13 protein-coding genes and 2 pseudogenes are annotated in these 9,883 nt (G+C 65.2%); 8 read left to right on the forward strand and 7 right to left on the reverse strand.

Features of this window, described 5'->3' with window-relative positions; genetic code table 11:
* Positions 1–32: 32 nt before the first annotated feature.
* On the forward strand, positions 33–1,145 hold the full coding sequence (locus QJT82_RS12320; RefSeq protein WP_281446639.1) for an AAA family ATPase: 1,113 nt from the start codon (positions 33–35) through the stop codon (positions 1,143–1,145).
* 59 nt (positions 1,146–1,204) lie between these two features.
* Positions 1,205–2,056, forward strand: coding sequence for a DUF6615 family protein (locus QJT82_RS12325; protein ID WP_264641845.1), 852 nt, complete (start codon positions 1,205–1,207; stop codon positions 2,054–2,056).
* A gap of 19 nt (positions 2,057–2,075) precedes the next feature.
* Here the strand turns inward: QJT82_RS12325 and QJT82_RS12330 are convergent, their stop codons facing one another.
* The 3 genes and pseudogenes from QJT82_RS12330 to QJT82_RS12340 form a co-directional block, all read right to left on the reverse strand.
* Complete coding sequence (locus tag QJT82_RS12330) at positions 2,076–2,435, reverse strand: hypothetical protein (RefSeq protein WP_264641846.1); 360 nt, start codon at positions 2,433–2,435, stop codon at positions 2,076–2,078.
* 50 nt (positions 2,436–2,485) lie between these two features.
* Positions 2,486–3,130, reverse strand: coding sequence for a hypothetical protein (locus QJT82_RS12335; protein ID WP_264641847.1), 645 nt, complete (start codon positions 3,128–3,130; stop codon positions 2,486–2,488).
* A 33-nt stretch (positions 3,131–3,163) separates the two neighbouring features.
* Positions 3,164–3,316 (reverse strand): annotated as a pseudogene (locus QJT82_RS12340) (SOS response-associated peptidase family protein); the annotation flags it as partial.
* On the opposite strand from QJT82_RS12340, the pseudogene QJT82_RS12345 reads away from it, so the two are divergent.
* Positions 3,305–3,502: pseudogene (locus QJT82_RS12345) on the forward strand (zincin-like metallopeptidase domain-containing protein); the annotation flags it as partial. The pseudogenes QJT82_RS12340 and QJT82_RS12345 sit on opposite strands and share 12 nt — an antisense overlap.
* Positions 3,499–3,867, forward strand: coding sequence for a DUF2958 domain-containing protein (locus QJT82_RS12350; protein WP_264641848.1), 369 nt, complete (start codon positions 3,499–3,501; stop codon positions 3,865–3,867). The pseudogene QJT82_RS12345 and the gene QJT82_RS12350, both read left to right, overlap by 4 nt.
* 161 nt (positions 3,868–4,028) lie before the next feature.
* Here QJT82_RS12350 and QJT82_RS12355 read toward each other — a convergent pair whose 3' ends face one another.
* Both QJT82_RS12355 and QJT82_RS12360 read right to left on the reverse strand, forming a co-directional pair.
* Positions 4,029–4,997 carry a quinone oxidoreductase gene (locus tag QJT82_RS12355; protein WP_264641849.1) on the reverse strand — a complete coding sequence of 323 codons (969 nt, stop codon included), beginning with the start codon at positions 4,995–4,997 and terminating at the stop codon, positions 4,029–4,031.
* A 46-nt stretch (positions 4,998–5,043) separates the two neighbouring features.
* The gene (locus QJT82_RS12360; RefSeq protein ID WP_264641850.1) at positions 5,044–5,610 is read right to left on the reverse strand and encodes a TetR/AcrR family transcriptional regulator; all 567 of its coding nucleotides are present in this window, start codon (positions 5,608–5,610) and stop codon (positions 5,044–5,046) included.
* Positions 5,611–5,817: 207 nt separating this feature from the next.
* On the opposite strand from QJT82_RS12360, the gene QJT82_RS12365 reads away from it, so the two are divergent.
* The 4 genes from QJT82_RS12365 (at position 5,818) to QJT82_RS12380 (ending at position 8,933) form a co-directional block, all read left to right on the forward strand.
* Positions 5,818–7,956 (forward strand): ParB/RepB/Spo0J family partition protein, encoded by a 2,139-nt coding sequence (locus QJT82_RS12365; RefSeq protein ID WP_264641851.1) that lies wholly within the window; start codon positions 5,818–5,820, stop codon positions 7,954–7,956.
* A 59-nt stretch (positions 7,957–8,015) separates the two neighbouring features.
* Entirely contained in the window at positions 8,016–8,234 is a 219-nt protein-coding gene (locus tag QJT82_RS12370) for a hypothetical protein (RefSeq protein ID WP_264641852.1), read from the forward strand.
* 64 nt (positions 8,235–8,298) lie between these two features.
* The gene (locus QJT82_RS12375; RefSeq protein WP_264641853.1) at positions 8,299–8,712 is read left to right on the forward strand and encodes a hypothetical protein; all 414 of its coding nucleotides are present in this window, start codon (positions 8,299–8,301) and stop codon (positions 8,710–8,712) included.
* Positions 8,709–8,933 (forward strand): DUF6117 family protein, encoded by a 225-nt coding sequence (locus QJT82_RS12380; RefSeq protein ID WP_264641854.1) that lies wholly within the window; start codon positions 8,709–8,711, stop codon positions 8,931–8,933. The genes QJT82_RS12375 and QJT82_RS12380 overlap by 4 nt, the downstream gene beginning before the upstream one ends.
* On the opposite strand, the gene QJT82_RS12385 is transcribed toward QJT82_RS12380, so the two are convergent.
* Both QJT82_RS12385 and QJT82_RS12390 read right to left on the reverse strand, forming a co-directional pair.
* Complete coding sequence (locus tag QJT82_RS12385) at positions 8,906–9,211, reverse strand: hypothetical protein (protein WP_264641855.1); 306 nt, start codon at positions 9,209–9,211, stop codon at positions 8,906–8,908. The genes QJT82_RS12380 and QJT82_RS12385 overlap by 28 nt on opposite strands.
* A gap of 107 nt (positions 9,212–9,318) precedes the next feature.
* Positions 9,319–9,690, reverse strand: coding sequence for a hypothetical protein (locus QJT82_RS12390; RefSeq protein WP_264641856.1), 372 nt, complete (start codon positions 9,688–9,690; stop codon positions 9,319–9,321).
* Positions 9,691–9,883: the final 193 nt, after the last annotated feature.

Here is a 9,883-nt window from a genome sequence, read left to right on the forward strand (position 1 = left end):
CGCTTGGCCTCCGACCTATGTGAGCCAAGGAGTTGCCAGACATATTTGTCTTCCTAAGACCGCTTGGCCTCCGACTTGCGCCGATTGCAATCGTCAAGGAGCAAGCGGCGGTCGCCAATCTCCCTGCGCTCACGGCCGATCTCGCGCGGTTGCAGGCAGTGCAGAGACGCCACAGCGAGCCAACAAACGCGCAGTGCGCCGATTATCTGGCGGAGAAGGCGGCGAAGACGGCCACCGAAACGCAGCGGCGGCAAGCGCGAGCTGCCCTCGACAACTATCGTCAAAATGTGTTCCCGGCCTACGAAGCGGCCATCAACGCCTACCTGCAGCGCTTCAATGCCGGGTTTCGCTTAGCGGCTGTTAGCCCCGTCAACAATCGCGGCGGTTCTTCTTGCAACTACAACGTCGTCATCAACAACATGTCGGTCGCGCTGACCGCTGACGCGGGCCCAGCGTTCCGCAACACCCTTAGCGCTGGAGACCGCAACACGCTCGCCCTTGCGTTCTTCTTCGCGTCGCTCGATCAAGACCCGCAGCTTGCGCAAAAGATTGTGGTCATCGACGATCCGATGACCAGCCTCGACGAGCACCGTTCATTGACGACCGTGCAAGAGATGCGCCGGCTGGTGGCGCGAGTGCGCCAAGTCATCGTGCTGTCCCACTCCAAGCCGTTCTTGTGTCAACTCTGGGAAGGCGCAGACACTACCGCCCGGCAAGCGATCCTCATCCGCCGCGACGCGGTCGGATCGACATTGGCAACCTGGGACGTCAATCAGGACTGCATCACCGAACACGATAGGCGTCACGCGCTCGTGGCCGCCTATCTTGAAGCCGCCGACCCCGCAACGGAACGGCGTGTCGCCGCCGCCTTGCGTCACATCCTGGAGGCATTCATGCGCGTCGCGTACCCAAACGCCTTCCCACCAGGGACACTGCTCGGTCCCTTCATTGGTATCTGCCAACAAAGGGTTGGACAGCCCAATCAGCTTCTCAACCAGGCGGATATCGACGAGCTGCGGGCACTGCTCGCTTATGCCAACCGCTTTCATCACGACACCAACGCCGCTTACGAGACCGCAGCGATAAACGATCAGGAGCTGACACACTTCAGCGCCCGCGTCCTGGCCTTTGCAAAGCGAGGATGATGCCCGATACGGCCTCGCACGCGATGCCCGAGCGCTCCGAATAGGAATTCCTGACAGAAATGACGGCAAGCTCAACGATTACCGCAAGCGGGCTTCTGCAGTCCGATCCGCTTTGCAGCACCTTCGTGGCGATGGCACAGAAAATATGGACAGACCTTGGCCGCGCGAGATCGCTCGGAATCAATCGCGGTGAAGAGACTATAACTGACGATTTCCTCTTGGACGTTCAGAGCGCGCATCCGACCGAGGTCGCGACCTTTCAGTTCACAAAGCCTGAGGAGTCCGTGACCGGGGCGGACTGGGAATGGTGGCTGACCAACGGGCGGGAATGGGTCGGACTGCTGATCCAGGCGAAGATTCTCAAAGCAAAGGCCAATCTATACTCCTCTATCAAGCATAAGGTGCGTGGCCGTCCACAGATCGACATCCTGCTCGATCAGGCGAGCGTCAAAGGCATTCCGGCGCTCTATTTCCTGTACAACCACAGCCTTCTGAATTTTCCGAAGCTGAGTTGGAACTGCTTCTCCACCCCGCCGCAACTCGAGCAGCTCGGCTGCACCGTCGCGTTCGCCGCCGCCGTGAAACCGCTGATAAAGCAAGGCGGCGTTGGAATCTCGACTCTCGGCCCAGTATCCGTCCCACTTCGATGCTTGGTGTGCTGCCGAGGCTTCGCCGGCTCGTCTGATGACCCTTCACTTCCGAGGCGCGCGAACGGCGTCTTGAGGTTTTTGGCGGAGCGCGGCGCTGGCGACGCTGTGAGGTTCGACGTTCCGGGCCTCCGGTCCGAACCTCCCCCCTATGTCAGGGAGCTGATCTCGGCTCCGATCGAGGATCGGCAACGCGTGATCGAGCGGGTACGGGCCGAAGTCGGCCCTATCGGATCGTTGGTCGTCATCAAGGATCGCTCGTAGCCGCGCGCCCCGCGGCAGCTCACTTTGTGAGCAGCGCTTTCCTCCAAAACGGCTCGTCAGCGTAGATGCTCACATCCATTTGCCCGCGGGGATTCTCCTCGGCCCAAGCCAAGACCTCTTCCGTCGGCACCACAAGCCTCATTTGGCCTGTCGGCTCCCAGCAGTTCTTGCCAGACTTCATGTAAAAGTCGCCGACACCTTCTACATTGATCCGGCCGCTGCGCGTGCGACGAAGCCCGAAGGTAGTCACCTGATAGCTCAAGATGCCACCGTGGGTCCGCCGGACCACGGCCGACGATCCCTCGGGCTGATTGCGGTAGTAGTTTTCGACTTCGGCCTCGGTCTGACGCCCGCACGGCGATAGCTTACGGTCTGGCACGGCGGTCCTCTCGTTCAAAGGCTCTCGGCCCTCGGCCCCACATGGGCTGATTACTCCCTGGTCGCGAAGACCTTTCGCGTTCCATGCATATCGCCGTCCTTATCTAGGTATCCGTCCGTCGAAGATCGAACCTGATCGTTGAGAAACGCATCGAAAATTGCCCCGATCTCTGTCGGCGTGAAATGAAAAAGCTGGGTCTTGCTTTGCGTGTCCGACGCGATGAGAAGACCATCAGGGATAAATGCATTTCCGGACAGCACGCCGATTACCCGCGCGTGCAGCATCTTGTCGGATATGACCTTGGGTATCCGCTTTTCCGCGTGCCGCGCCGTCAGATCATAGTTGTTGAAGATTTCGCTGGCAGTGCGGCTTACGAACGGCTCGCGCCAATCCGCGTCGGCCTTTGCGAGTACCTCGTGAACCTCAAGCGCCGTGTCGCGAAAACAATCTGTCACCAGCCGACATTCGATCAGCCGTCGCATGCAGACCGCCGCAACCCCGATCGCCCGTTCGAGCATATGATAGGGATTGTGCTCGGTTTCCGCGTCCGTCAGGGCTTCATCAAGGTGTAGACCGATGCGCCGTTTTTGTTCGGCCAGCTCGTTCTTCCATGTATAGGCCTGCCACTCGGAAGAGCTGACACTGCCCAATTTGCGCATCTGCTCAAGCTCTTTTTCGATTTCCTCTTGCTGCATCAGAATCCTCAGCCCCGTTATCGATGCAGATATTTATCCAACCTGAGCAACCTGCAAGGCTCCCGCAGGCAGCGGCCGGATCAGCGACTGCGCCGGCACCGACGGATCGAGCCAGTCGGCCCAGGCGTCGCGTTCGAGGATGACGATCTGCCGGTCATGGTACGGTGCGATGTCTGCGCCTCGCTCGGCATCGTCCCGACAGTCCGGCACGCGGACTACATCGGTTCGTGGCTGGAGGTGCTGCGCGAGGACAATCGCGCCATAGTCCGCGCCGCCTCGCAGGCGAGCAAGGCTGCCGACTGGCTGCTGGGCTTCGTGCCGGCGGACGATGCCGGCGCGCAGGCGCCCTCGATCGACAGGAGAGCTGCATGATCCTCCTCACGCCCGAGCTGCGCGCGTGCCTGCTCGCCAACCGCCGCGACCGCGGCGCCGACCATGTGCCGGTGGTCAAATTCTTCAACCCGCTGGGCGAAGGCGTCTGGCTCGCGACCGAACTCGACGAGGACGGCGACACCTTGTTCGGCCTGGCCGATCTCGGCGAATCCGAGCTTGGCTCGTTCAGCCTCGACGAGATGGCCGCAGTGCACCTACCGCTCGGTCTCGGCATCGAGCCCGACGTCCTGTTCGAGGGCCTGTTTCCCATCTCGGTCTGGGCCGACGCGGCGCGTCGCGCCGGCAGCATCCGGCAGGCCGAGTGTATCAACAGCGCCCATCGTGCCCGGCGGATGGACCCGTAATGCCGTGCCGTTGGCTCCGCACGACGGCTATCGGGAGACGCCGCGTACACGCGCGGCGTCTTTCCGCATGCCGCACCTGCTACGGGAGGCGCTGCCACTCTTTGCCCGGGCGACCGCGGAGCCGGTGCCCGCGCCAGTCGCCCCGCAGCGGGATCGGGTGCTCAGGGGACGAGCAACAGCTTTCCGATCGTCTTGCGGCTTTCCATGTCCGCGTGGGCCGCCGAGGCATCTGCGAGCGAGTACTCGCCCCCGATCCGCACCTTGAGGCGGCCTTCCATGATCCAGTCGAAGAGCTGCGTCGCGCGTGCGCGGAGCAGCTCCGGCGTGTGAATGTGGTCGAAGAAGGTCGCGTAACCGATCTTGATGCTCTTCGGCAGGCTCATGATGTCGAGCGGCCCCGGCCCTCCGAGAACAGGACCGTACCAGCAGAACGTGCCCGAGCGCCGAAGCACGTCGAGGGATCCTTGGAAAGTGGTCGGCCCGGAGCCATCGTAGACGATATGCACGCCTTCGCCGCCGGTCAGCCGCAGCGCTTCCTCGGCGAAGCGGCCTTCGACATCGACGATCACATGGTCGGCGCCGGCCTCCGTTGCCGCGGCCACCTTTTCCTCCGATGAGACCCGCCCGATGACGTGACCGCCCCGGAGCTTGATGATCTGTGTCAACAGCAGGCCGACGCCGCCTGCGGCAGCGTGCACAAAGGCCACGTTGCCCGCCTGGACAGGATAGAAGTCGGTCGCGAAATGGCTGGCGGTGAGGCCCTGCATCATCACCGCCGCCGCCGTCCGGTCATCGATCGCGTCGGGGATCCGCACGAGCGACCGGGCCGGAATGACGATCCGCTCCGCGTAGCTTCCGGGCGCATACACCCATGCGACCCGCTGCCCGACTTCGACGTCCTCGGCGCCTTGACCCACCGCCAGCACCCGCCCGGCGCCCTCGACGCCCAGGACCTTGGGGTTTGGAACCTGCGTCCAGGCCATGCCCTGTCGCACGCCGACATCCATGAAATTGACACCTGCGAACGCGATCTCAACCAATGCCTCGCCCGAACCCGCCGTCGGTTCGGGACGTTCCACGCAGTCGAGCACCTCGCGGCCGCCGGTACCTGTCATCGCAATGGCTCTCATTCTTCTGCTCCTATCTTGAACGATCATTCCATAACTGGCCAAAAAATTAGCGGAGCGCCTTGAGCGCCATGTCGGCCAACCGGCCGAGCGTCGCGCGGTCGGCGCCACCGCGACCGGCGACACGGATGCCGGTGATGTTCGCGATCAGAAATTCCGCCGCCGCCTCAGGCTCGAGAGCGCCGGACACATCGCCCTCCTGCTGCGCATCTCGAACGCGGTCGGCAATCGCCCCGCGCATGCTCCTCGCCAGCGCTGCGTTGATGTTGTTCAGATCGGCGCGGGAGGTTCCGAACTCATAGACCGATCCAACGCCCAGGCAGGCTTGGCGGCCTGTTTCCGACACCCGCCGAAGCATCGCGCCGATCCCATCGATGGCCCGTGCTCCACTTCGAAGAGCGTCGAAGTGCGCGGCACATTCGCCCATCCCGTAGCGCCGCACTGCCGAGCAATAGAGCTGCCACTTGTCGCCGAATGCCGCGTAGAGGCTTTGGCGTCCAATCCCCATGGCGTCGACAAGCATCTGAGCCGAGGCTCCTTCGAACCCGTGCTCGCGAAAGACCTTGATCGCGCCGTCCAATGCAGCGTCGGTGTCGAATTCCCGTGCCCTTGCCATGAATCAACGATACCCGTTCAGGAATGAACGTTCAAGAATGGCTGGCGCCTTTTTCGCTCCACAGGGGACTGGCCGCCGAGCTCAGTGGCTCGATCCGCTGCCGCGCCCAAGGTGGGCGGCAAGAGAGTAAGAGGGAGGACGGGATTTCCGTGGCGGGTTGGAGGTCGAGAGAGAGGCTCTCGGTCGCCCGTCGCGGAGTAACCCCCGATGGCTACTGCAGTTCAGAAGATCGTCCTGTCGTCCTCGCGCGACATCCCCTTCAACAAGCTGGTCCTAAGCCAGTCGAACGTCCGGCGTGTGAAGGCCGGCGTCTCGATCGAGGACTTGGCGGCCTCGATCGCGCGACGCGGCCTGATCCAGAGCCTCAGCGTCGTGCCCGTGGTCGACGCCGAAGGCCAGGAGACCGGCATGTTCGAGGTGCCGGCCGGCGGCCGCCGCTTCCGCGCGCTGGAGCTGCTCGTCAAGCAGAAGCGCCTCGCCAAGATCGCCCCGGTGCCGTGCGTGGTGCGCAAGCGCGACGACGAGGTCCTCTCCGAGGAAGTGTCGCTGGTCGAGAATATCGACCGCGCGCCGCTCCATCCTCTCGACCAGTTTCGTGCCTTCCAGGACATGCGCGTGAAGGGTAAGTCCGAGGAGGAGATCGCCGCGGCGCTCTTCGTGCCGGTGCAGGTGGTCAAGCAGCGCCTCCGCCTCGCGGCCGCATCGCCCACCTTGCTCGACGTCTATGCCGAGGACGGCATGACGCTCGATCAGCTCATGGCCTTCACCGTCTCCGATGACCATGCCCGCCAAGAGCAGGTCTGGGAGGCGATCAAGGACGCCTGGTCGAAGGAGCCGTACCAGATCCGCCGCATGCTGACTGAGACGACGGTGCGCGCCTCGGACAAGCGCGCCGTCTTCGTCGGCGTCGAGGCCTATGAGGCCGCGGGCGGCATCGTCATGCGCGACCTGTTCCAGTCCGACGATGGGGGCTGGCTGCAGGATGCTGCGCTGCTCGATCGGCTGGTCGTAGAAAAGCTGAAGGCGACGGCCGAGACGATCGCCGCCGAGGGCTGGAAGTGGATCGAGGTCGCGGTCGGCTTCCCCTACGACGCCACGCGCGGCCTGCGCGAGCTGCAGGGCGAACCGCTTGACATGACCGCCGAGGAACAGGCGACGATCGAGGCGCTCAACGCCGAATACCAGAAGCTCGAGGCCGAATATGAAGGCGCCGACGAACTGCCCGACGAGGTCGATCAGCGGCTCAGCGAGATCGAGACGGCGCTGTCCGCCTTCGAGACCCGTCCGGTGCGCTTCGAGGCCGAGGACATCGCCCGCGCGGGCGTGTTCATCAGCATCGCCCATGACGGCAGCGTCGCCATCGATCGCGGCTACGTCCGGGCCGAGGACGAGGCTCCCGAACCCAGCGCCGAGAACGATCGGGACGAGACCGAGCGTCAACCGGGCGAGCCCGTTGCGCCGGCAGTGCAGCGCGGCGTCATCACGATCGGCGGCCAGCCCGTCGAGGCGGAGGACGACGACGACGATGCGATCAAGCCGCTGCCGGAACGCCTGGTCATCGAGCTGACGGCCTACCGCACGCTCGCACTGCGCAACGCCGTCGCGGAGAATCCGCACGTCGCCATGACTGCGCTCCTTCACAAGCTGGTCTCGGACACCTTCATGACACGCATGTACACGGGCGCCATGGAAGCCGGGGTGAAGCACATCTTCTTCCCGGCGCAGGACGAGGCGCTGAAGGACAGCCCGTCCGCTCGCGCGGTCCAGGACCGGCACGCCGCCTGGGCCGGCGACATCCCGAAGGACGACGACGCCCTATGGGACTGGCTCGCGGGTCTGGACGACGCCAGCCGGATGGCGCTGCTGGCGCATTGCGTCAGCTACGGCGTGAACGCGCTCTATGAGCGGCCAAACCCGCACAGCGCCGGCGGCGTGTCGCAGCACACCCTCGATATGCGCCTCGCCCAGGCCGACCGCCTAACGAAGGCGACGGGGCTCGACCTGGTGGAGGCCGGCTGGCGCCCGACCTTCGGCAACTACCTCAACCGCGTCACCAAGCCCCGCATTCTTCAGGCGGTCCGCGAGGGCGTCGGCGAGCAGGCCGCGCAGCTCATCGACCACCTGAAGAAGGGCGACATGGCCAAGGAGGCCGAACGCTTGCTGGCCGACACCGGCTGGCTGCCTGAGCCGCTGCGCCTCATCGACGACGCCGAGGCGCCCACGCCGGAGGTCGAGGCCGACGGCGAGGACGAAGGCGCGGCGCTGCCGGCATTCCTCGCCGGCGACGACGACGAGGTCACGGCCGAGACCGACGCCGATGAACCGCACCTTGTCGCGGCCGAATGACGAGTACCCGGAGCGGCTTCGGCCGCTCCGGTCCTTTCCCCGATCGAAGGAGCATCACCATGCCGCGATCCACCCCATCGCAACGACGCGTCGTCTTCCAGTATCTCATCCCCGTGCATGTCGTGGTCGAGGACGGGCTCGTCGGACGCGTGACGATCATCGACGAAACCCCAGTGCACGATCCCGTCGTCGTCGAAGGCGATCCTGCCCACCTCGCCGACGCCGTGCGCGCCGCAGACGACGGCCAAGCCTGGCCATCCTGGCAGTTCGGCTACTAGCTGCCGCCATCCCAAACCCATCCCGAGCCCGGCCCGAGCGCCGGGCTCTTTTCCGGAGCCCGCCATGACCGATTTCCTTACCCGCTATTCCTGCCTGCTCGACGTCGGCACGCTCGCCAATGCTGCTCGGGCCTTCGACATCTACGCCGCGCTGATGGCCGAGAACGGCCGAGAGGACCCGCCGGCCGAGCCGTTTCACCTCTCGGCGACACCCGAGCATGGCGCGTCGCGGCTCTGGCTGCGCGACGCCGGCACCGCCGATCCGCAGGTCGCGATCACCTTCGTGACGCGCTGCGCCGCGGCGTTCGGGCTGACCGGCCGCTGGGGATTCCAGTGGGCCGGCATCGCCTCCAGCCCCGTGGTCGACGGTTTTTCGGGCGGCGCCCATGTCCTCGATCTCGCCACAGGCGAGACGATCGCCTGGACGAGCACCGGCCGCTGGCTCGCCGATCGCCTTGCCGAGGGAGGCGCGCGATGAGCATTCCCGATCACGCCTGCGCCAACTTCCAGACGCTGCTGCGCGCGGCGACCAGCGGTGACCTGGCGCTGATGGAATGCACTGACGTCGGGACAGGCGAGCCGCGTTACGTCATCTGCGCCGTCGGCCGCGATGACGGCGAGTTCGTCTTCACGCCGTTCGGTCGTCTCGCCGACGGCAATCCCTTCGAGATCTACCGGCCGCCCGAGGCCTCGACATAGGGGCGCACGGCATCGAAGAGACCCGCGACGGCCGCGCGCGCCTTCGACGCAAAGGCCGGATCGCCGTCGAAGCGATCAAAAGCATGGCGCGGATAGTAGGCGTTCAACACCGCAATCACGTCGGCCAGTTCGTCGCCGGTGCCGACCATTCCGGACTTGTAGGCCTGCGCCAGGCCCGTTTCGAGATCGTGGCGAACGTCCCGGCGACAGCGATCGTCGCTCCATCCTTGGCTCGAAAGATACGCCTTCAGCCCAAGCTCAGCCGCGATCGCGGTCATGTAGCAAGTGTCGCGGGGATCGCCGGTGTCCGCCCGAACCGGTGACGGCAGAAACTCCACGCCATTGGCAAGCAAGGCGCGCGCTCGTTCGATCTCTTCGTTCGCCTCTACCAGACCGCCACCTCCCATTGCCCGTTGACGCGGGCAAAGCCGATTGGCCGGTTTTGCGGGCTCGCGTTCGGCTTGGTCGGATCGAGCACGATCTGCGTCATGCAGGTCACGCCCGGGCCCACACCGCCCGGCGAGCAGTCGCCGAGCTTCAGCGTCGCGTTGGCGAGCGACGTACCCGTGAACAGGCGGTGGCGCCGCACGGCTGCGGTGGCCTCGTCCTCGCTCGGCTGGGCGACGCCGGCGGCGACGGCCGGAGATGCGGCGACCGGAGAAATCACCGGCCGGAGCACGAAGCCCGCGCCGAAGCCGACCGCCAGACATGCCGCGCCAAGGATGCCGATCGCGCTGCCCTTCATCTCGCCTCCCATACTCATCATCCGGCGCAGCGCGCCCGGATGCTGCGAGGCGCCGCGGCTTCTTTTCCTACGAGAGCTTAGCGTCCCATTCGTGCCGCCGGAAGCCAGTGCGGCAGGCCGGGTTGCGCCCGCGCCGGAGTGAGAGGGTGGCCGGGACGGGTTTGAGCCCGTCCGGTCGAGAGAGAGCGCCGGGCCGGCTCGCCCT

The organism is Bradyrhizobium sp. Mp19 (assembly GCF_029952935.1).
Classification (GTDB): domain Bacteria; phylum Pseudomonadota; class Alphaproteobacteria; order Rhizobiales; family Xanthobacteraceae; genus Bradyrhizobium; species Bradyrhizobium elkanii.